The sequence below is a fragment of the Actinocatenispora rupis genome (assembly GCF_016861975.1).
Classification (GTDB): Bacteria; Actinomycetota; Actinomycetes; order Mycobacteriales; family Micromonosporaceae; genus Actinocatenispora; species Actinocatenispora rupis.
Window position 1 is genome coordinate 47,333 of the sequence record NZ_BOMB01000020.1, and the last position, 21,200, is coordinate 68,532.

The 21,200-nt window shown below is 72.9% G+C and carries 22 protein-coding genes; 10 read left to right on the top strand and 12 right to left on the bottom strand.

The window, feature by feature from the left end; genetic code table 11:
- The first annotated feature begins 1 nt into the window (after position 1).
- Both Aru02nite_RS17755 and Aru02nite_RS17760 read left to right on the top strand, forming a co-directional pair.
- A complete protein-coding gene (locus tag Aru02nite_RS17755; protein ID WP_203658892.1) occupies positions 2–901 on the top strand; it encodes a 5'-3' exonuclease in 900 nt (299 codons plus the stop codon).
- A gap of 39 nt (positions 902–940) precedes the next feature.
- A complete protein-coding gene (locus Aru02nite_RS17760) occupies positions 941–2,119 on the top strand; it encodes an acyl-CoA dehydrogenase family protein (protein WP_203658894.1) in 1,179 nt (392 codons plus the stop codon).
- A 9-nt stretch (positions 2,120–2,128) separates the two neighbouring features.
- Here Aru02nite_RS17760 and Aru02nite_RS17765 read toward each other — a convergent pair whose 3' ends face one another.
- Genes Aru02nite_RS17765 through Aru02nite_RS17790 form a run of 6 tightly spaced genes read right to left on the bottom strand, consistent with a single transcriptional unit; the run spans position 2,129 to position 6,494 of the window.
- A complete protein-coding gene (locus Aru02nite_RS17765; protein WP_203658896.1) occupies positions 2,129–2,440 on the bottom strand; it encodes a putative quinol monooxygenase in 312 nt (103 codons plus the stop codon).
- Between the two features lie 3 nt (positions 2,441–2,443).
- The gene (locus tag Aru02nite_RS17770) at positions 2,444–2,827 is read right to left on the bottom strand and encodes a TIGR03618 family F420-dependent PPOX class oxidoreductase (protein WP_203658898.1); all 384 of its coding nucleotides are present in this window, start codon (positions 2,825–2,827) and stop codon (positions 2,444–2,446) included.
- Between the two features lie 13 nt (positions 2,828–2,840).
- Entirely contained in the window at positions 2,841–3,734 is an 894-nt protein-coding gene (locus Aru02nite_RS17775; protein ID WP_203658900.1) for an NAD-dependent epimerase/dehydratase family protein, read from the bottom strand.
- A gap of 21 nt (positions 3,735–3,755) precedes the next feature.
- Positions 3,756–5,069: an FAD-binding oxidoreductase gene (locus tag Aru02nite_RS17780; RefSeq protein ID WP_203658902.1), complete on the bottom strand. Its 1,314-nt coding sequence runs from the start codon at positions 5,067–5,069 to the stop codon at positions 3,756–3,758.
- 51 nt (positions 5,070–5,120) lie between these two features.
- Complete coding sequence (locus tag Aru02nite_RS17785; protein ID WP_203658904.1) at positions 5,121–5,954, bottom strand: helix-turn-helix transcriptional regulator; 834 nt, start codon at positions 5,952–5,954, stop codon at positions 5,121–5,123.
- 42 nt (positions 5,955–5,996) lie between these two features.
- A complete protein-coding gene (locus tag Aru02nite_RS17790; RefSeq protein WP_203658906.1) occupies positions 5,997–6,494 on the bottom strand; it encodes a cupin domain-containing protein in 498 nt (165 codons plus the stop codon).
- A gap of 865 nt (positions 6,495–7,359) precedes the next feature.
- On the opposite strand from Aru02nite_RS17790, the gene Aru02nite_RS17795 reads away from it, so the two are divergent.
- Positions 7,360–8,133: a beta-phosphoglucomutase family hydrolase gene (locus tag Aru02nite_RS17795; protein WP_203658908.1), complete on the top strand. Its 774-nt coding sequence runs from the start codon at positions 7,360–7,362 to the stop codon at positions 8,131–8,133.
- A gap of 149 nt (positions 8,134–8,282) precedes the next feature.
- Positions 8,283–10,634 (top strand): glycoside hydrolase family 65 protein, encoded by a 2,352-nt coding sequence (locus tag Aru02nite_RS17800; protein WP_203658910.1) that lies wholly within the window; start codon positions 8,283–8,285, stop codon positions 10,632–10,634.
- A gap of 88 nt (positions 10,635–10,722) precedes the next feature.
- Here the strand turns inward: Aru02nite_RS17800 and Aru02nite_RS17805 are convergent, their stop codons facing one another.
- On the bottom strand, positions 10,723–11,268 hold the full coding sequence (locus tag Aru02nite_RS17805; RefSeq protein WP_203658912.1) for a mycothiol transferase: 546 nt from the start codon (positions 11,266–11,268) through the stop codon (positions 10,723–10,725).
- Positions 11,269–11,329: 61 nt separating this feature from the next.
- Here Aru02nite_RS17805 and Aru02nite_RS17810 point away from each other — a divergent pair, with 61 nt between their 5' ends.
- The 5 genes from Aru02nite_RS17810 (at position 11,330) to Aru02nite_RS17830 (ending at position 14,992) form a co-directional block, all read left to right on the top strand.
- Positions 11,330–12,286 (top strand): helix-turn-helix transcriptional regulator, encoded by a 957-nt coding sequence (locus tag Aru02nite_RS17810; protein WP_203658914.1) that lies wholly within the window; start codon positions 11,330–11,332, stop codon positions 12,284–12,286.
- A 44-nt stretch (positions 12,287–12,330) separates the two neighbouring features.
- A complete protein-coding gene (locus Aru02nite_RS17815; protein ID WP_203658916.1) occupies positions 12,331–12,735 on the top strand; it encodes a nuclear transport factor 2 family protein in 405 nt (134 codons plus the stop codon).
- 6 nt (positions 12,736–12,741) lie between these two features.
- Complete coding sequence (locus tag Aru02nite_RS17820; RefSeq protein WP_203658918.1) at positions 12,742–13,113, top strand: VOC family protein; 372 nt, start codon at positions 12,742–12,744, stop codon at positions 13,111–13,113.
- Between the two features lie 119 nt (positions 13,114–13,232).
- On the top strand, positions 13,233–14,342 hold the full coding sequence (locus Aru02nite_RS17825; RefSeq protein WP_203658920.1) for a carbohydrate kinase family protein: 1,110 nt from the start codon (positions 13,233–13,235) through the stop codon (positions 14,340–14,342).
- 26 nt (positions 14,343–14,368) lie between these two features.
- Positions 14,369–14,992 (top strand): dienelactone hydrolase family protein, encoded by a 624-nt coding sequence (locus tag Aru02nite_RS17830; protein WP_373324893.1) that lies wholly within the window; start codon positions 14,369–14,371, stop codon positions 14,990–14,992.
- 7 nt (positions 14,993–14,999) lie between these two features.
- On the opposite strand, the gene Aru02nite_RS17835 is transcribed toward Aru02nite_RS17830, so the two are convergent.
- From Aru02nite_RS17835 to Aru02nite_RS17855, 5 genes are read right to left on the bottom strand one after another with little or no spacing between them, the layout of a single operon-like run.
- Entirely contained in the window at positions 15,000–16,274 is a 1,275-nt protein-coding gene (locus Aru02nite_RS17835) for an MBL fold metallo-hydrolase (protein ID WP_239076764.1), read from the bottom strand.
- 27 nt (positions 16,275–16,301) lie between these two features.
- Complete coding sequence (locus Aru02nite_RS17840; protein WP_203658924.1) at positions 16,302–17,003, bottom strand: HAD family hydrolase; 702 nt, start codon at positions 17,001–17,003, stop codon at positions 16,302–16,304.
- Complete coding sequence (locus Aru02nite_RS17845; RefSeq protein WP_203658926.1) at positions 17,000–17,863, bottom strand: carbohydrate ABC transporter permease; 864 nt, start codon at positions 17,861–17,863, stop codon at positions 17,000–17,002. Before Aru02nite_RS17845 ends, Aru02nite_RS17840 begins: the two co-directional genes overlap by 4 nt.
- Positions 17,864–19,144, bottom strand: a complete 1,281-nt coding sequence (locus Aru02nite_RS17850) for an ABC transporter substrate-binding protein (RefSeq protein WP_203658928.1) — start codon at positions 19,142–19,144, stop codon at positions 17,864–17,866.
- A gap of 14 nt (positions 19,145–19,158) precedes the next feature.
- Complete coding sequence (locus tag Aru02nite_RS17855; RefSeq protein ID WP_203658930.1) at positions 19,159–20,100, bottom strand: carbohydrate ABC transporter permease; 942 nt, start codon at positions 20,098–20,100, stop codon at positions 19,159–19,161.
- 396 nt (positions 20,101–20,496) lie between these two features.
- Here Aru02nite_RS17855 and Aru02nite_RS17860 point away from each other — a divergent pair, with 396 nt between their 5' ends.
- The gene (locus tag Aru02nite_RS17860) at positions 20,497–21,174 is read left to right on the top strand and encodes a hypothetical protein (protein ID WP_203658932.1); all 678 of its coding nucleotides are present in this window, start codon (positions 20,497–20,499) and stop codon (positions 21,172–21,174) included.
- Positions 21,175–21,200 lie beyond the last annotated feature (26 nt).

Sequence of the window (21,200 nt, forward strand, 5' to 3'; positions counted from 1 at the left end):
GGTGAGCCGACCGCTGCTGCTCGTCGACGCCGCGAGCCTGTACTTCCGCGCCTTCCACGGCACCCCGAAGTCGATCACCGCGCCCGACGGCACCCCCGTCAACGCCGTCCGCGGATTCGTCGACATGATCGCCCACCTGATCCGCACCCGCCGGCCCGATCGCCTGGTGTGCTGCCTCGACCTGGACTGGCGGCCCGCCTGGCGGGTCGAGCTGATCTCGTCGTACAAGGCGCACCGGGTGGCGCCCACCGGCGGCGAGACCGTCCCCGACGAGCTGGTGCCGCAGGTGCCGCTGATCCTGGAGGTGCTGGCCGCCGCGGGCATCGCCGCCACCGGCGCCACCGGATACGAGGCGGACGACGTGATCGGCGCGCTCGCCGCCCGCGAGCCGGCGCCCGTCGAGGTCGCCACCGGCGACCGGGACCTGTTCCAGGTCATCACCCCCACCACCCGCGTCCTGTACTGCGGGCGCGGCGTCGCCAAGCTGGAGGTGTACGACGACGCCGTGCTGCACGCGCGCTACGGCGTGCACGCCGCGCAGTACGTGGACTTCGCGGTGCTGCGCGGCGATCCGTCCGACGGGCTGCCCGGGGTGGCCGGCGTCGGCGAGAAGACCGCCGCGGGCCTGCTCGGGACGTACGGGGACCTCGACGCGATGCTCGCCGCCGTCGACGACGGGTCGCTGACCACCGCCCCGGCGCGCAAGCTCGCCTCCGCCCGCGACTACCTGACGGTCGCGCCGACCGTCGTCCGGGTGGCCACCGACGCCGCCGTCCCTGCCGTGGACACCGCGCTGCCGGCCGCCCCGGTCGACTCCGACCGGCTGGTGGAGCTCGCCGAGCAGTGGAACCTGGCCAGTCCGCTGACCCGGCTCACCGACGCCCTCACCGACAACGCCTGACCCATCCGCGACCGCGGGCGGGTGTGGCAGGGTGGCGTCATGCCCGACGTGACGCCACAGCACCCGCTGGCCCTGTTCGGTACCGACGAGTTGCTGACCGACACCGAGCGGGACATCCGCGACACGGTTCGCCGGTTCGCCGACGACCGGCTGCGCCCGCACCTCGCCGAGTGGTACGAGGCGGGTGAGCTGCCGGCGCGCGAGCTGGCCCGCGAGCTGGGCGATCTCGGTGTGCTCGGCATGCACCTGTCCGGGTACGGCTGCGCCGGCACCAACGCGGTGTCGTACGGGCTGGCGTGCGCGGAGCTGGAGGCCGCCGACTCGGGGCTGCGCAGCCTGGTCAGCGTGCAGGGTTCGCTGGCCATGTACGCGATCCACGCGTACGGGTCGGCGGAGCAGAAGGCACGGTGGCTGCCGGAGATGGCCGCGGGCCGCGCGATCGGCTGCTTCGGCCTCACCGAGCCGGACTTCGGCTCCAACCCGGCCGGGATGCGCAGCACCGCCCGCCGCGACGGTACGGACTGGATCCTGCGCGGTACCAAGATGTGGATCACCAACGGGTCGATCGCCGACGTCGCCGTCGTCTGGGCCCGCGCCGAGGACGGCGTCCGCGGCTTCCTCGTCCCCGCCGGTACGCCCGGCTTCACGACGCGCGAGATCAGCCGCAAGCTGTCGCTGCGCGCCTCCGTCACCGCCGAGCTCGTCCTCGACGACGTACGGCTGCCGGCCGAGGCGATGCTGCCCGGCGCCCGCGGCCTCCGCGGGCCGCTCGGCTGCCTCGACGAGGCCCGCTTCGGCATCGTGTTCGGCGCGACCGGCGCCGCCCGCGACTGCCTGGAGACCACCCTGGAGTACGCGCGGACCCGGCTGGCGTTCGACCGGCCGATCGGCGGGTTCCAGCTCACCCAGGCCAAACTCGCCGACATGACCCTCGAACTCGGCAAGGCGGTGCTGCTCGCCGTGCACCTCGGCCGCCGCAAGGACGCCGGTACGCTGCGCCCCGAGCAGGTCAGCCTCGGCAAGCTCAACAACGTGCGGGAGGCGCTCGCGATCGCCCGCGAGTGCCGCACCATCCTCGCCGCCTCCGGCATCACCCTGGAGTACCCGCCGCTGCGGCACGCGAACAACCTGGAGTCCGTCCTCACGTACGAGGGGACCAGCGAGGTGCACGCCCTCGTGATCGGGCAGGCGCTGACCGGGCTGCCCGCGTTCCGCTGACGCCCCGGGTCAGGCACCGTCCACATTGGACACGACGCTCTCGGTGAACGGGACGACCATCGTCCAGCCCTCCACCAGGTCGTCCATCACCTCCCCGAACTTCTGCACCGCCGGGTTGGTGACGTGCGCCCGGAAGGCGTCCTCGTCGACGTACGCCTCGTAGCCGTAGACGACGTCGGGCTCACCGTCCACCACGTATGCGTCGAGGCGCAGCGTGCCGGGCTCGCCGTCCCGTGCCGCCCGCGCCGACCAGCGCACGATGTCCAGGAACTCCGACCGCTTGCCCGGCTTGCACACGAACCGGATCAGACCGCCGTACACGACTCAGCCCATCCCGTACGACTGGCGGACCGGCTCGACCACGGCCACCACCCGCGCCTGGTCCCGCGGATACGTCATGTCCACGTACTTGGCGACCAGCCGGTCGATGATCGCCCACGCCTCGTCACCCTCGATCCACTCCACCACCCGGCCGCGCACGAGTACCGGCTGGAACGGGTCGTCGGCGGGCGCCACGGACAGCGCCAGCCGCGGATCGCGCCGCAGGTTGCGGGCCTTGCGCGAGTCGGGACCGGTCAGGAACACGATGTGCTCGCCGCGGGTGCCCACGTACACGGGCACCGAGTGCGGCGAGCCGTCCGGCAGCACCGTGGCCAAGTGGGCGATGGCGGCGCCGTCGAGCACGCGGCGTACGTCCGGGTCGAGCATGGTGGGTTCCCTTTCAGCGTGGGTTGTCGGCGCGCCAGGCGCGGTAGTGGGCGACCGCGGCGGCCAGGTCGTACTCCGGCGCGAAGCCGGTCTCGGCCGCCAGCCGGCTGACATCCATGTACGGTGCCGGTTCCGCGTCGGCGCCCGGTTCGGCGGCCCCGAGCGCACCGGCCAGCTCGCGCCCGGTGTACGGACGCCCGCCGGAGACGTTGTACGTGTCGTACGCCAGGGTGTCCGCCGTGGTCAGCAACGCGATCGCGCGGCCGGCGTCGGGCGCGTAGCACCAGTCGCCGCCGAGCCCGTCGGGCAGCGGCGCCGGCGTCTCACCGCGCAGCTCCGCGCTGACGTACCCGGGGACGGGGTTGAACGGCGACTCCGGGTCCATCAGCGGCCCCCAGATGCTGCCGATCCGCAGCACCACCGGCCGCACCCCGCTGCCCCGCAACGCGTGCGTGGTGACCGGCTCCACCGCCTTCTTGAACGCGACGATCAGGTGCGGCAGCTCCGCGCTCGGCAGCGCGAGCCCCTCGTACCACGGGATCTCGGACTGTCCGATGTAGACACCGAGGCTGCTGGCCACCGCGAACCGGCGTACCTCCCAGGCGCGGGCGGCGTCCAGCGCGTTGAGCAACCCCGCCATCTCGGTACGGAAGAAACCCACCGGATCGTCGCCCGGAACGCTGCCCGCCAGGTGCACGACGTCGGTGATCGTGTGCCGCTCCCCCAGCTCCAGGAACGCGTCCCGGTCGGTGACGTCGACGGACTCCACCGCCACCTTCCCGACCAGGAACGACGGCACGTCCGACCGGCGGTGCGCGGTCACCACCACCTCGCGCCCCAGGTCGAGCAGGGCCCGCGCGGTGTGCGCGCCGATCATGCCCAACCCGCCGGTCACCAGGATGCTCATGTCGTTCCTCTCGTTGTTGAATCAGATCGCCTGGGGAAAGTCGAAGAACCGGTCCGGGTCGTAGGCGCGCTTGACCGCCGCCAGCCGCGCCCGGTTCTCCCCGTGGTACGCCACGGCCCCGTCGTCGAGCGCCGGATCGGGAAAGTTCGGGTACACCCGGCCCGACCCGTCGACGTGCGCGGTCGCCCACGCCGCGTCGACCCACGGATCGTCCGGCCCACCGACCTGTTCGAGCAGGTACCGCACGCCCCGGTGCGCGAACGCCGTCGCATCCGGCGCGACCCGGTCGTACGCACCGCCCATCGCGGTGAACGCCAGCCGCCGCGGTGCCGTGGCCCCCGGTGTACCGAGCCCGTCGAGCAGCGCGGCCACCGTACGGCCGGCCATCGGACGGGTGAAGAACTCCGACCTGATCCGTACCGCGCGCTCCGGCGACTCCCGCGGATCGGCCAGCGTCGCCTTCAACCGGTGGTACGGCAGGCCGGCGCGCAGCTCCACCGCCGGCGCCGTACCGACCAGGTCGGTGAACCCGCGCAGCGCCTCGCGGGTCGCGGCCTCGTCCAGGGTGGCCGCGCCGAACAGCACCGCCCGCGGCGGCACACCGGGATCGGCGACGACGGTGAGGTTCGCGGTGAGCGCCTCCGGCGCGTACGGCGCCCACGCCTGCCACGCCGCGACCGTGTCGGCGAGCGGCCAGTGCGCCTCGATCCGCGTGGTCACCGGCTCCGCGACGGTGTCGAACCGCAGCGACGTCACCACACCGAACTGCCCACCGCCCGCGCCACGCAACGCCCAGAACAGCTCCGGTTCCCGCTCGGCATCGCAGTCGACCACACTGCCGTCCGCCAGTACCACCCGGGCACCGACCAGCCGGTCGCACGTCAACCCGTACTCCCGGCCCAGCAGGCCGATCCCGCCGCCCAGCGTCAGGCCGGCGATGCCGACCGTCGCCCCGCACCCGCCCGGCACCGTACGACCGTGCGCGTGCAGCTCCGCGTACACCTGCCCCAGGCGGGCGCCGGCACCGATCGTCGCGACCCCGTCGGCGGCTACCGACACGCCGGCGAGGCCCGACATGTCGAGCACCATCCCGTCCGTGGACGAGCGCCCCGCGAAGCAGTGCCCGCCGCCACGCGCCACCAGCCGACACCCACTCACCCTCGCGTACGTCACCGCCCGCGCCACGTCCGCCGCCGAGCCGCACCGCACCACGTACCGGGGACGCACCTGCCGGTACGCGGGGTTCACCGGACGGCGGGCCCGCTCGTACCCGGGTGAGCCGGGGTCGAGCAGGACGCCGTCGAGCGAGTCGCGGAACGCGGCAAGGTCGGACACCGCCCCACCGTACGGGCGTCGACGGCCCCGGTTCTTGAAGAAAACGCGCAGTCAGAGCCGCGGCGCCGGTCGTCCCCGCAGCGCCAGGAACGGCCCGTACGAGGCGGAATGGTCGTGCCCGCACAGGCACCGGTCGACGTCACCGCCGAGGAGCTGCCGCGGCGTCAGCCCGGTCAGCCGCAGGCACTCCCGGCTCAGATGCGCCTGGTCGGCGTACCCGAGGTCGACCGCCAACCCCGCGATGCCGTCCGCGCCCGGCCGTCCGGTCGCCGTGGCACCCGCCTGCGCCAGCGCCAGGAACCCCTGGAACCGCAGCGTCCGTTGCAACACCTTCGGGCTCAACCCCACCGCGTGCAGGCACCGCCGGCGCAACTGGCTCGCCGACAGCGCCAGATGACCGGCCAGCCGGTCGATGGCCACCGGCCGCCACGGCATCAGCGTCCGGACCGCCTCCCCCACCAGCGGATCCACCCGCACCGAGGTCCGGTACTCGCGCAGCAGGTGGCGTTGCAGCAGGTGCAGCGCCCGCTCGGCCGTACCGGCCCCGGCCATCTCCCCCGCCAGCCGGTCCGCCACGCTCCCCCACAGGTCCGGCAGCCCGATCCGCTGGTCCACCAGGTCGTCGAGCACCGTCGGCAGCGCCGGCGCGGCCCCCGGAAAGAACCGCACCCCCACGATCGTCGTGTCCGGCGGGACCACCTCGACGACCGCCCCGGTCAGCGGCCCCACCAGCGCGGGCACCCCGCCGATCGGGAAGTGGATCTCCACCCCTCCCGTCGGCAGGTGCCGCTGCACGTACGCCGCCGGTCCGGTGCGCTGGATCCACACCGTCCGCACCGCGCGCGCCAACCCCGGCAGCGGCCGCCGCTCCACGTACGACTCCATCGCGCGTCATCATCGCACCGACCGGCCACCGCGCCGCCCACCTCAGCCGGCGCGGGCCGCGCGCCACGCCTCGCTGTCGGTGAACCACGTGTCGAACCGCTCCTGCGTGTCCAGCAGCTCCTGCCGCGACGCCTGCCCGCTCAACACCCGCGCCAACAGCCGGAAGTACTCGAAACGCTCCACGCCCGGCGCGATCACGATCAACAGGTCCGCCGACTCCCCCGGCGCCGCCGCGAACGCGTGCACCTGCCCCGCCGGTACGACGAGCACGTCGCCCTCGGTCGCCGTGAGCACCTGCTCACCCGCCAGCACCTGCACGGTGCCGGAGAGGACGTAGAACAGTTCCGCCGACCCGGCGTGGTGGTGGGGCGTGGCGCCGTCGGCACCCGGCCCGAGCGTCACCCGCTGGGTACTCATCGCCCCGTCGGCACTGTGCGCGTCCACCAGCAGCCGGATCGTCGTGGGCGGCGCGCCGATCACCTCGGCGTCGGCGGCGCGGACGTGCACGGCGCCGGTCTCGCTCGGCGGCAGGAAAGACATGACGTACCTCCACGGGTCGGGTAGTTCCGCGACTTGATAGTACGCAGCCAAACTATCAGACAGTGAACGGCGTGGGCCAGCCGTCGGCCCGAACATCGGCGCCACGATGCGGGCCGGGCCGGCGGACGCGGCCACGAGTCCGCCGCCACCTCAGGCACCGACGAGAACGTCGCCGCCCGCTCCCGCCGCTCCCAAGAACGCCTGCGGCCGAACGTCCGTGGCACCGTCAGGACCTCGCAGCCCGCTCTCGACGCACCCGAGAACACCTACGACTGAAGGTCCATTCGCAGGCGATGGACGAGCGTGCCGACGCGCCAGTTCCGGCGAGGGGCCACCGGCGCCAGCGATCCCCGGCGTGACGGGCGGGTGCCACTGGCGCCAGGATTCCCCCGGCGTGACGGGCGACCGGCCACTCGCGCCAGCGGTCCCCCGGCGCGGCAGGCAGGTGGTGATCGCCGGCTCTCCCCCGCCGAATCGCCGCTGAGCGCGGGTCGCCCCGCGACGCACCGATGGGGCTCCACCTGCCGGCCGCGACACCCTCGGCGTACGAGTACCTGCAAGGCGGTGGTCACCGGGCCGTCGGGGTCCGTTTCCGCAGAGTCGGACAAACCACGTGATCGGCGGCGTACCTCCGGAGTCGGTGTCCCATTATGGGCGGTGACGTACGCCACGCACCGCAACGCTTCCTAGGTAGCTGGTCATAGTTACGGAGCGCTGCAAGATCGCCGTTGCGCTGGTGGAACGGTCCCGCGGCCTCTCCGGGCCGCGTCGTACGGCGGGCGGTCCCGGGCCGGTTCGGTAACAGCGCCGAAACGCACCCCCGTGAAGCCTGGTATTCACCCACTCCACCGCTACTATCGGTGCCGTGTTGGGGCTTCCGAACGGCGTACGCGCCTGCCTGTTCGATCTGGACGGCGTTCTCACCCGTACCGCCGTCGTGCACGCCGCGGCCTGGCGGGAGATGTTCGACGCGTACCTTGCGGAGCGTGCGCGGCGGGAGCACACGACCGCCGAGCCGTTCACGCAGAGCGACTACGACCGGTACGTGGACGGCAAGTCCCGCCAGGACGGGACGCGCTCGTTCCTCGCCTCCCGGGGCATCACGCTGCCCGAGGGCGCCCCGGACGATCCGCCGGACCGGGAGACCGTGCGCGGCCTCGGTAACCGGAAGAACGAGATCGTCACCCGCCGGATCCGGGAGGACGGGGTCGAGGTCTACCCCGCCTCCGTGCGCTACGTCGAGGCCGCCCGCGCCGCCGGGCTGCGCCGCGCCGTCGTGTCCTCCAGCGCCAACTGCCGCGACGTGCTCGCCGTCGCCGGCATCACCGACCTGTTCGAGGAGATCGTCGACGGCGTCGTCGCCGCCCGCGACGGCCTCGCCGGCAAGCCCGCACCCGACACGTACCTGGCCGCCGCGCGCATCCTCGGCGTACGGCCGGACGAGGCGGCGGTGTTCGAGGACGCCCTGTCCGGGGTGGCGGCCGGGAAGGCCGGCCACTTCGGCATCGTCGTCGGCGTCGACCGGGTCGGCCAGGCCGCGGCGCTGCGCGAGCACGGCGCCGACGTCGTGGTCGAGGACCTCGCCGATCTGATGAGCCCCGACGCGCCTGAAGCGGAGCCGCATACCGCGGTGCGGTGACCCGCGTCGGCCGGCGCGACCTGGGCCACCGGCGACACCGGACCCCAGCGCACCGGCACCACACACAACCCCCTTGCCGCACCGGCGGACCACGCCACCGGTGCGGCAAACACCATGACCAGACGTACGCACATGAAGATCGGGGAACCATGACTACTGGCCGGGCGTTCACCGTGGAGCCTTGGTGCCTGCGGGAACTGAGCCTTGACCTGGACACCATCGCGCAGTCGGAGTCGGTGTTCGCGCTGTCCAACGGCCACATCGGGCTGCGGGCCAACCTCGACGAGGGCGAGCCGCACGGCCTGCCGGGCACGTACCTGAACGGTGTGTTCGAGCTGCGCCCGCTGCCGCACGCCGAGGCCGGCTACGGGTACCCCGAGTCCGGGCAGACCGTCATCAACGTGACCAACGGCAAGCTGATCCGGCTGCTGGTCGACGACGAGCCGTTCGACCTGCGGTACGGGCAGTTGCACGAGCACGAGCGCAACCTGGACTTCAAGGACGGCGTACTGCGGCGCAACGTGACGTGGACGTCGCCGGCCGGCCGTACGGTGAAGATCTCGTCGACGCGGATGGTGTCGTTCACGCAGCGGGCCGTCGCGGCGATCTGCTACGAGGTGGAGCCGGTCGACGGCGCGGCCCGGGTGGTGTTGCAGTCCGAGCTGGTCACCAACGAGCAGCTGCCGGACGGGTCGGCCGACCCGCGCGCGGCCGCGGTACTGGAGGCGCCGCTGCGCCCCGAGCACAACGGGGTGTCCGGCGAGCGTGGCGCGGTGCTCATCCACCAGACCGCGCGCAGCGGCCTGCGGGTCGCGGCCGGTATGGAGCACCGGATCACCGCGCCGGACGACGTGAACCTGCACATGACGACCGAGTCGTTCGACGACCTGGCGCGGACCACGGTGACCACGGTGCTGCAGCCCGGTCAGAAGCTGCGGCTGGTCAAGTTCCTCGCGTACGGGTGGTCGGCGCACCGGTCGGTGCCGGCGCTGCGCGACCAGGTGGCTGCGGCGCTCGCGGCGGCCCGGTTCACCGGCTGGGACGGGCTGCTCGCCGAGCAGCGGGCGTACCTGGACGAGTTCTGGCGGGGCGCCGCGGTCGAGATCGACGGCGACACCGAGATCGAGCAGGCGATCCGGTTCGCGCTGTTCCACGTCCTGCAGGCGTCGGCGCGGGCCGAGGAACGGGCCATCCCCGCCAAGGGCCTCACCGGCCCCGGGTACGACGGGCACGCGTTCTGGGACACCGAGATCTTCGTACTGCCGCTCCTGACGTACTCGGTGCCCGAGGCGGTGGCGCAGGCGTTGCGCTGGCGGTACAACCTGCTGCCGATGGCGCGGGACCGGGCGCAGCAGCTCGGTCTGGCGGGCGCGGTGTTCCCGTGGCGGACGATCCGCGGTGAGGAGTGCTCCGGCTACTGGCCCGCCGGGACGGCCGCGTTCCACCTGGGTGCGGGCATCGCGCACGCCGTCGTGCGGTACGTGAAGGCCACCGACGACCGCGACTTCGAGCGGGAGATCGGGCTGGAGCTGCTGGTCGAGACCGCGCGGATGTGGCGCTCGCTGGGCCATCACGACACGCACGGCCAGTTCCGGATCGACGGGGTGACCGGGCCGGACGAGTACTCGGCGATCGCCGACAACAACGTCTACACCAACCTGATGGCGCGGCGGAACCTGTTCGCCGCGGCCGACTGCGCCGAGCGGTACCCGCACGAGGCGGGCGAGCTGGGCGTCACCGTCGAGGAGATGGCGACCTGGCGCGACGCCGCCAAGGCCATGACCATCCCGTACGACGAGACGCTCGGGGTGCACCCGCAGTCGGAGGGCTTCACCAGCCACGAGCAGTGGGACTTCGAGGCCACCGGCAACCGGTACCCGCTGATGCTGCACTTCCCGTACTTCGACATCTACCGCAAGCAGGCGGTCAAGCAGGCCGACCTGGTACTGGCGATGCAGACGTGCGGGGACGCGTTCACGCCCGAGCAGAAGGCCCGCAACTTCGCGTACTACGAGGCCATCACCACGCGCGACTCGTCGCTGTCGGCGAGTACGCAGGCGATCGTGGCGGCCGAGTGCGGGCACCTGGACCTGGCGCTGGACTACCTGGCCGAGGCGGCCCTGACCGACCTCGACGACCTGCACTCCAACACCAAGGACGGGCTGCACATGGCGTCGCTGGCCGGCGCCTGCCTGGCGCTGGTGGCAGGCTTCGGCGGGCTGCGCGACCACGAGGAGGGCCTGTCGTTCGCGCCGAGGCTGCCGCGCGGGCTGTCCCGGATCGCGTTCCGGATGCAGGTCCGCGGGCATCACCTGCGGGTCGAGGTGACCGGCGAGCACGCGACGTACACGCTGGACTCGGGGCCGCGGATCCCGGTGCTGCACCACGGGGAGAAGCTGGTGCTGTCGGCCGGCGAGCCGGTCACCCGGTCGATCCCGGCCGCGCCCGACAATCCGGTACCGACGCAGCCGCCGGGGCGCGCGCCGCGGCGCCGCCAGTAGCACGTGCGTGTCGGGAGGGGGTCGCGTCGTTCGGCGCGGCCCCCTTTCGCGTGCCCGGATCCGTTGGTACGCAAGGGATTCCTGGCGGTCAGCGCGGCGCGTCCTCGCCGACGAGGCCGTCGATGGACTCGCGGATCAGGTCGGCGTGGCCGAGATGCCGGGCGTACTCCTCGATGAGGTCGACGAGCAGCCGGCGCAGGTTGGGCGAGCGGCCGTCGGCGGTGGTGTACGCGGCGGGGCGGTCCGGGCCGCCGTCGGCGAGGGCGGCGCTGACGTTGGCGCGGGAGCGGGCGACGGTGTCGCGCCACAGCTCGTACAGGTACGCGGGGCTGTCGTCGGCGGCGGAGTGCCACTCCCAGTCCTCGTCGGCGGCCCAGTCGACGGTGTCCCACGGCGGGTGCGGCGCGTTGCCGAACAACCGTACGGACAGGTAGTCGTCCTCGCAGTTGGCGAGGTGTTTGAGCAGGCCACCGAGGGTGACGGTGGAGGCGGCGGTGGTGGCGCGCAGGCCGGCGGCGTCCAGCCCGGCGCACTTCCAGGCGAACGTGCGGCGGATGCGTTCCAGGCAGCCCACCAGGGTGTCGGCCTCGGTACCGGCGACCGGCGGTTCGGTCGGTTCGATCGTGTCGTCCATGCCGGGCACGCTAACGTCGGTTCCGGACGATCGACTTCCGGAAACCGAGGGAGCTGGGCCGATGACCGGCGAGGACAGCCCGACCGCGCGGGCGCTTCGGGTACTGGAGCTGCTCCAGTCGGCGCCCGGGATCACCGCCGACCGGCTCGCGCAACGGCTCGGCGTCACCGACCGCGCCGCCCGGCGGTACGTGGGGATCCTGCGCGAGGCGGGCATCCCGGTCGAGTCGGTCCGCGGCCCGTACGGCGGGTACCGGGTGGGCCGGGGCGTACGGCTGCCGCCGCTGACGTTCCCGGCCAGCGAGGCGCTCGGGCTCGTGATGGCCGTACTCGACGGCGACAGCGGCGCGGTGGACCCGGACGATCCGGTGGGCCGCGCGCTGTCCCGGATCCTGCGCGTACTGCCCGCGCCGGTGGCCCGGACCGCGGAGGCGGTGTGGCGGGTCAGCGCCGGCCGCCGCGAGTCGAACGCGGTACGGCCCGACCCGGACACGACGGCCGCGGTGGTCGCGGCGTGCGCCGACCACCGTCGGGTGCGGCTGGCGTACCGGACGGGGCGCGACAGCGTGATGGACGTGGACCCGTGGGCGGTCGTCCTGCGCCGCGGCAAGTGGTACCTGCTGTGCTGGTCGCACAGTCGGGACGCGCGGCGGGTGCTGCGGCTGGACCGGATCGTGTCGGTCGAGCCGCTGCCGGAGACGTACGAGCCGCCGGCGGATCTGGATCCGGTGGGCGCGCTGGAGGAACACCTGGGCCAGGGCTGGCGGTACGCGGCGGAGGTGGTGGTGGACGCGCCGCCGGAGCGGGTGGTCCGGTGGATCCCGCGCAGCCTGGGCCGGTGCGTACCGGCCGACGGCGACCGTACCCGGCTGGTCGGCAGTACCGACGAGCCGGAGTGGTACGCGGCGCAGTTGGTGGGGCTGCGCACCTCGTACCGGATCGTGGGGTCGGCGGAGCTGCGCGCGGCGGCGGCGGATCTGGGGCGCCGCTACCTCACCGCCTCATCGTTTGACATCTAACGCTTCGCCTTCTATCGTTTTGCTGAGACGACGAGGAGGACACCATGGGTACGCAGCAGGAGATCATCGAGTTCGGGCAGCGGTGGGCCGCCGCCGAGCAGGACGGCGACACCGACACCCTCGACGCGATCAGCACCGACGACTTCACCCTCGTCGGGCCGCTCGGGTTCGTGCTCGACAAGACGCAGTGGCTCGACCGGTACCGGACCGGGCAGCTCATCGTGCACGAGCTGACCTGGGACGAGATCGCCGTCCGCGAGTACGGGACGACGGCGGTGGCGATCGGGCGCTACCAGCAGAAGGCGGAGTACCAGGGGAACAACACCGACGCGACGCTGCGCGGCACCCAGGTGCTCGTCCGCGACGGCGACGGCTGGAAGCTCGCCGGCATCCACCTGAGCCCGATCGGCGCGCCGCCCGCGTTCGCCCGGCAGCAGCGGGAGGACTGAGCGGTCATGGTCGTGGAACTGAACCACACGATCGTCGCGGCCACCGACAAGCTGGCCTCCGCGACGTTCCTCGCCGACATCCTCGGCGTACCGGTGGGCGAGCAGTTCGGGCCGTTCGTGCCGGTACGGCTGGACAACGCGGTCACGCTCGACTACCTGACGCGGCCGGCCGGTTTTCCGCCGCAGCACTGCGCGTTCCTGGTGGACGACGCGACGTTCGACGCGGCGTTCGGGCGGATCCGGGCCGCGGGCCTGACGTACTGGGCGGATCCGGGGCACGAGCAGCCCGGGGAGATCAACACCCGGTGGGGTGGCCGCGGCGTCTACTTCGCCGACCCGGACGGGCACAACATGGAACTGCTCACCCGCGCACCCTGACCACCGGCCGTTGGGCTGCCGTACCCGGCCGACCGGCCGGCGGGCACGCCGATCGCGGGGCGGCCGGGGCGCCCCGCGGGTACGGTGTCGCGATACCCGACGACCTGCCGAGGTGGCCGATGCCCGGCTGCAGCTTCGATCCGCTCGCGGCGTCGCGTACCGCGGGCGGCCCCGAGTTCGACCTGTTCGTGTCCGGGACGGTGGTTCTCGACATCGTGTTCACCGGCCTCGCCGACGCGCCCGGCCACGGTACGGAGGTGTGGGCGGAGGGCATGGGTTCGTGCCCGGGTGGCGTCGCGAACCTGGCGATCGCGGCGGGCCGGCTCGGGTTGCGCACCTCGCTGGCGGCGGCGTTCTCGTCCGACGACTACGGCGACTTCTGCTGGCGGACGCTGGCCGTACAGGAGGGGGTGGACCTGTCGCGGTCGCGCCGGTTCGACGGCTGGCACTCGCCGGTCACGGTGTCGATGGCGTGCGCGGGCGAGCGGTCCATGGTCACCCACGGGCACGCCCCGCCAGTACCGGCGACGGAGATGATCGGGTGTCCCCCGCGCTCCCGCGCGATCATGGTGGACCTCGCCGCGCCCGACCAGCTCGGCGGTACGGAGACGTCGTGGGCGCACCGGGCGGCCGCCGACGGGGCGCTGGTGTTCGCCGACGTCGGCCGGGACGCCACCGGTACGTGGGATCCGCGGGTACTCGACCGGCTCGCGTACTGTCACGCGTTCCTGCCGAACGCGGCCGAGGCGATGGCGTACACCAGGGCCGACTGCGTACGCGACGCCCTGTACCTGCTGGCCGACCGGGTGCCGCTGGTCGTGGTGACCGACGGGGTGGCCGGCGCGGTCGCCGTCGACTCGGCCACCGGCGAGGAGGCGCACGTACCGTCGCCGCGGGTCGCCGCGCTCGACTCGACCGGCGCGGGCGACGTGTTCGGCGCCGGCATGGTACTGGGCACGCTGGCCGGCTGGCCGCTGCCCGACCGGCTGGCGTTCGCCGGGGCGTGCGCGGCACTGTCGGTGCAGCAGTTCGGCGGGTCGCTCGCGGCGCCCGGCTGGGGCGACCTGGCCGACTGGTGGCACGCGATCCGCGACGCGGACACTAGCGACGCGTACCACGTCTCGCTGCGCCGCCGGTACGGGTTTCTCGACCCGCTCATCCCGCACGTCCCGTTCGGTGCGGTACGCCGGGCCGTGGCGACCGTCGCCCGCCAGTCCGACCTGCACTGACCGCACCGCGGAGGTATACCGGGTACGTGACGGCCGCGGTGACGGTGGACGGGCTGGCCGGGGACCTGACGGTACCGGCGCCGGCGCGTGGGGTGGTGCTGTTCGCGCACGGCAGCGGCAGTTCCCGGCACAGCCCCCGCAACCGGATGGTGGCGGCGGCCCTGGCCGACGCCGGGTTCGCGACGCTGCTGCTGGACCTGCTGACGGTCGCCGAGGACACCGCGCTGGACACCCGCTTCGACATCGACCTGCTGACGCGCCGGCTGACCGCCGCCGCCGACTGGCTGGCCCGTACGGAGGCCACGGAAGCGTTGCCGTTGGGCCTGTTCGGTGCCAGTACGGGGGCGGCGGCGGCACTGCGGTTGGCCGCGGACCACCCGGACACGGTGCGCGCGGTGGTGTCCCGCGGTGGGCGGCCCGACCTGGCCGGCGCCGACACCCTCGCCCGGGTACGCGCGCCGACCCTGCTGCTCGTCGGCGGCGCGGACGAGTCCGTACTGGCGCTCAACGAGCGCGCCGCCACCGCACTGGCCGGTACGTACCGGCTGGTGGTGGTGCCCGGCGCGACGCACCTGTTCGCCGAGCCGGGCGCGCTGGAACGGGTCGCCGCCGAGGCCCGCGCCTGGTTCACCACCACGCTGGCCGGTTGACGCCCGGTCAGGTCGTCGGCTCGCCCGCCAGGGAGTACGCGGTGGTGTAGCGGGCGACGAGGCGGCGGGTGCCCACCGGCGGGTGCAGGCGCGTCGGTTCGGTGGTGTGCAAGGGAACCACGACGCGCGGGGCGATGCGCTCGACCATCCGGTGCAGGTCGTCCTGGCTGGCGTGGCCGGAACAGCCGATCGTACGCAGCGGCACCGACAGCGTGTCGAGCCAGTCGGTCAGCAGCGCCCAGCGCGCGTCGAACGGGCCGAGCGGCTCGCCATTGGCGTGCAGGTACACCGAATCGGCGCCGAGCGGCAGGTCGAGCAGGCTGGCGAAGTCGTACGGCTCCGGCGCGACGACGAACGCCCCGGGCGTGGTGTGCACGGCGTCCAGCGAGACGGTGTCCCAGGAGACCGCCCCCGGCACGCCCACCCGGCGCAGCAGGTCCGCGACCGGTTGCGGCCACACCAGCGCCCGTCCGGCGGCGCGGGTCAGCGCCACGAACTCCGCCGCCCGCTCCACGTCCCGCGGGTACATGGACAGCAGGACCAGGCCGGCGGTGTCGCGCAGCGCGTCGGAGTACGCGGTGGTCACGTCGGTCTCGGTGCGGGGCGGGCCGTCCGGCGCGGGCCAGCCGAGTGTGGTGCCCTCGGTGACGAGCATGTCGCAGCCGTCCGCCGCGGCGACGAACGCCTCCGAGCGCTCCGGATGCCGCCCGTGGAACCGGATGTCCCCCGTGTACGCCAGCGTCCCCGCCGGCGTACGCACCAGGTAGCCGCAGGCGCCCGGTACGTCGTGGTCGACCGGTACGCAGGTGACGGCGATGTCTCCACAGTGGACGGTCTCGTCGTCGGCGAGGGGTCGCCAGTCCGGTTCGCGGCCGACCAGCTCCTCGCCGGTGTCGGCGAGCGCGGCCAGCAGCCGTACCGCGTCGCGGTGCGCGTGCACGGGCACGTCGCGGCGGACGAACCCGGCGAGGCCCACGTGGTCCAGGTGGGGGTGCGACACGAACACCGCGGTCCCGTCCACCCGCTCCCCCAGGTACGCCAGCTCCGGCGCCTCGTCGGCGTCCGGAAGGTACGCCGGGTCGAACAGGCCGGGGATCCGCGGCGCGGCACCGACCCGCAGCCGGTCGGCGAGTTCGCGGCCGGGCCGGGTCGCCAGCGGCGGACGGAACAGATCGCCACCGGCCGGGATGTCCAGGCCGATGTCGAGCAGCACCCGGTGGTCGCCGTGCCGGACCAGGATCTTGCTGGATCCGATCACGCCGAGCCCGCCGAAGAACTCCACAGTGGACAAACGAAACGCTCCCCAGGCTCAGGACCCGGCGAGCGGATGCTCCCTGGCGAAGCGCGCCGGGTCGGCCGCCCAGCGACGGATCCCGGGCAGCAGGTCGCCGACCGTGGGACCGGTCAGGTGCGCCGGACCGGCGGCTCGGCCGAACCGGTCAACATACCCGGTGACGGCGCCCGCCGACAGTGCGGGTGCGATGTCGTTGCGCCAGTGGTCGCCGACCGACAACGCGCGCCACGGCTGCCCGGCGGCGCCGATCGTGTCCAGCAGCCGCGCCAGCAGCGGGCGTACGGCGGTGGGTTTGCGGGCGGAGAACACGATCTCGTGGAACAGCCCGCGTACGCCGAGCCGTTCGAGCAGTTGCAGCAGCCCGTCGCGGGGGCTGTTGGTCGCCAGCACCACCAGGTACCTGCCGCGCAGCTCGGCGAGCAGGTCGGCGAACCCGCCCGGCACGGTCACCGGTACGGTGCCGTCGGCGAGGCCGGCGCGGGCCCGCAGGAACGCGGTGTCCACAAGGGACAGTGGCGCGTCGGCGGCGAGGCTGCGTACGGCCTCCCAGCCGTCGGAGGCGCCCGGCACCGTACCGCCGGCGAGGTACTCGGCGACCCGGGCCGGAAGCGCCGCGTCGCCGGTCAGGGCGGCCAGTTCGGCGGCGTAGCGGCGGATCGGGCCGTCGCCCGCGTACAGGGTGCCGTCGAGGTCGACGAGCAGCACGCCGTCGTTCACTTCAACCCTCCGGCCGTCGAGTACGCGCCGGTGAGGAAGTGCCGTTGCAGCGCGAGGAACAGCACGAGTACCGGGACGGTGGTGAACGTGACCGCCGCCGACAGTCCGGTCCAGTCGGTGCCCTGCGCGCCGTAGAACGTGGCGAGGCCGACCTCGACCGGCTGCACCGCCGGGGAGGAGGTCATGACGAACGGCCAGACGAACGAGTTCCACGAGCCGAGGAACACGTTCAGCGCCACGATGAGGATCGCCGGCCGCACCAGCGGTACGCCGATCGACCACAGCATCCGCAGCCGTCCCGCGCCGTCCAGCTCGGCGGCGTCGAACAGCTCGGTCGGCAGCCCGGCGAAGAACTGCCGCACCAGGAAGATGCCGAACACGCTGGCACCCCACGGCAGGATCTGGATCCAGTACGTGTCGAGCAGGTCGGCGGTCTGCGCGATCACGTAGTCCGGGATGAGCAGTACCGTCTGCGGCACCATCATCACCGCCAGCACCACCGTGAACAGCGCGGTACGCCCGCGGAAGCGCAGCACCCCGAACGCGAAGCCGGCGAGTACCGAGGTGAGGACGGCGAGGACCACGGTCGCGCCGGCCACCAGCACGGTGTTGCCGAACAGCCGGGGCCACGGCGCCGCCGCCCAGGCGCGGGCGTAGTTGGCGACGTGCCAGTGCGGCAGCAGCGAGGGCGGGAACCGGTACACGTCGGAGGTGCGCGCCAGCGACGTGGTCACCACCCACCAGAACGGGGCCAGGAACGCCAGCCCGACGGCGACCGCGACGACGCGCCGTACCACCGGGCCGGCCGGACGGCGCCGCCGCCGCACGTGGGACGGCGCGCCGCCGGGTCGCACGTGCATCTACTCCCCCGACTTCGCCTCGGCCGCGGCCTGCTTCTGCGCGTCGGCCAGCGCGGCGGCCGGCGTCTGCTTGCCGGTCAGCGCCGACTGCATCGCCACCGCCAGCTCGCCCTGCGCCTTGGTCACCCACGGGTACGGCGGGTCGGCCTTCGCGGTCTTCAGCGCGTCCGCCCCGAACTTCTGGTACGGGTTCTTCGCGATGAAGTCGGCCATCTTCGGCAGCGCGGCCGGCGTCACGGGCAGGTAGCCGGAGTGGCTCGCCCAGTACGCCTGCGCGTCCGGCGACGACAGGTACTTCATGAACGTCCAGGCCGCCTTCTTCTCCTGGTCGGACGCCTTGGCGAACATGACGATGTTCGTACCGGCGAGCTGGTTCGCGGCGCCGGCCGGGCCGCTCGGCAGCGGCGCCGTGCCCATCGGGAACTTCCCGCCGACGGCCTGCTGGTTGTAGAAGTAGCTGGCCACGCTGGAGATGTCGAAGCCGCCCTTGCCGGCGCCGAGCGCCACCTGACCCGGGTAGTTCTTGCCCAGCGACAGCGCGCCGGCCTTCTTCAGGTCCGCCAGGTAGGTCATCGCCTGCACCGCCGCCGGGCTGGTGAACCGCGGCTTGCCGTCCGAGGCGAACACCGGCGTGCCGTACGCCGCGGCGAGGATCTCGAACCACGCCTCACCGCCGGCCGGCCCCGCCGACGTACCGGGGTCGATGGACACGCCGACGGTGCCGTGGCCGGACACCGCCTTCGCCGTCGCCGCGAACTCGTCCCACGTCTTCGGCGCGCTCTTTCCCTTACCCGACAACATCTTCTGGTTGTAGTACTGGATGACGACGCTCTTGTTGAACGGCCACATGTAGAGCTTGTGGTCGCTCGGCAGGTAGAGGTCGGAACGCACGCCCGGGTAGAGCGCGGCGACGTCCGCCTTGCCCGCGTAGCCGTCCAGCGGCACCAGCACCTGACTCTTCGCGTACGTCGCCGCCCAGTCCGAGTACGCCTGGCCGATCGTCGGCGGCTTCCCGGCGGCCAGCGCCGCGGTCTCCTTGTTGCGCAGCGTCGGGTAGTCCGGCTCGACGACGAGCTGCACGTCGATGTCCTTGTGCTGCTTCTCGAACTGCTTCGTCAGGTACTCCATGGACGACTTGAGCGTGCCCGAGCTCATCGTCTCCATGAACGTGACGGTGGTCTTGCCGGTGGACGAGCCCGCGCCGCAGCCGGCCAGCCCGCCGGCGGCGAGTACGCCGGCGGCCAGCACGGCCACGGCGCGGGTGAGGGGTGATTGAGGCATGGGGGGTGCGACTCCTAGCGCGACGAGGACCGTCGGGTCCGGAACTGCAGCAGGGTGAACAGTGCGGTCACGACGAACAGCACGACGGCCAGGGCCGCCGCGTACCCGGTGTGGAAGAACACGAACGCCTCCTGGTACAGCAGGAAGCTCAGGGTGGTGGTGGCGTGCACCGGCCCGCCGCCGGTCATCAGGAAGAACTGGGTGAACGCCTGCAGCGACGAGATCGTCGAGATCGTCACGACGAACACCGTCACCGGACGCAGCTGCGGCCAGGTGACGTACCAGAACTCCTGCCAGCGGTTCGCGCCGTCGACCCGCGCGGCCTCGCCCAGCTCGCCGGAGATGACGCTCAGCCCGCCGAGGAAGATCACCACGGTGAATCCGACCTCGTGCCACAGGCTGTACGCCAGTACCGCCGGCATCGCGGTGGCCGAGTTGTCCAGCCAGTCCACCCCGGACAGCCCGAACAGGTGCAGGACCGCGTTGGCCAGCCCGAACTGCGGGTTGAAGATCCACACCCAGACGATCGAGGTGGCCACCAGCGGCGTCACGTGCGGCACGAACACCGCCACCCGTACGGCGCCGAGCAGCGCGCCGCCCCGCTGCAGCAGCACCGCGATCGCCAGCGACAGCGCCGTACCGCCGATGACCATGCCGGCCGTGAAGTACAGCGAGGTGAGGCCGCTGGCGGCGAACGACGGGGTGGCGTGCCCGAACAGCTTCGTGTAGTTGCCGGCGCCGATGAAGCGCGACTGCGCGACGTTCAGCGGGTTCCAGTCGAACAGGCTGATCACGAACGTGTACGCGGTCGGCAGGATCGTGAACACCGCGAAGATCAGCAGCGCCGGGAGGGTGAGGCCGACGGCGAGCGGGCCGTTGCGCGCCCGGCGCGCGGGACGCCGACCGACCTGGACCGCGCGCGGGCTCACCCGCTGCTCTGCCTGCGTCGTCGCCACCGCTGCGCGTGTCCTCTTCCCGCGTCGAGACGCCCGGACCGACCCACCGTCCGAGGCTTCCAGTTACCGGGAAGTTAAGGCGCCGAACGTTGCTGATCGGTTAATCTGTAGGGCTTTGGCCATGAACGGTGCCCGAGCCTAACAGGCAGATCGCCCGGGACGACAGGGGTAGATCCACCGGTACGCGAAAACCGCGGAAACTGTTATGCCCGCGTTGCCCCTTCCCGAAATGTGGAAGATCTGGCCGGCGAAGCCCGGACATCGGTGATATTACGGGCGCCCCTCGCCGGGGCGCCCGCGAACCGGAACGCGCCCCGCCGAACCGCCCGAACCGCGGCGGATCCCGCCCGGGCGGCGCATGCTGGTGGTAGTGATCCGATGCCCAGGGGGTGACCCATGTCCTCGCCGCGTACGCCCGACCTGGTCCCCGTCCTGTCCCGCGGCAAGCACCACAGCCCGCGACGGGGCGCCTGCTTCATGGAGATGGCCTCGTATCTGGCCGGCGAAAAGTGGAGCGACCACCCGCCGTGCACGCATCCGCTGCTCGCGGCGGTCGCCCGGCAGGTCAACGACCGGATGAGCGACGAGGCGCGGTCCCGGCTCATCACCCTGATCCCGTCCGTGATCGGACTGACCGGCGACGACCTACACGTCGACGTACGGATCGCGCTGCGCTGCGCCACCACGGCCCTGCCCGTCGTCGCCGCCGAACGCCAGCGCGGCCTCGCCGTCGCCGTACTGTCCGCCAACCGCATCCGCGCCCAACTCGACGGACTGCCCGGCGACTTCATGGAGGACGAGAGCCGCGAGGCGCTGCTGCGCACGCCGCACGCCCGGCGCTGGGCCGAACAGTTCACGCCCGGCTTCGCCCCCACCGCCAAGGCGTTCCGCAAGTACGCGGCGCCCGCCACGGTGTCGGGTGCGGTCGACGGGATCGCCGCCGCCTGCGTACCGGATCCCGACGCGCTGCTGCACGAACTGCTCGCCGGCACCATCGCCGACTGCACCGCGCTGCTCGGCCGTACGCCGACCCCGGCACCCCGACCCGCCCGCCGGATCCGTACCCACCGCTGACGGCCACCCTCGCCGACGTCACGCGC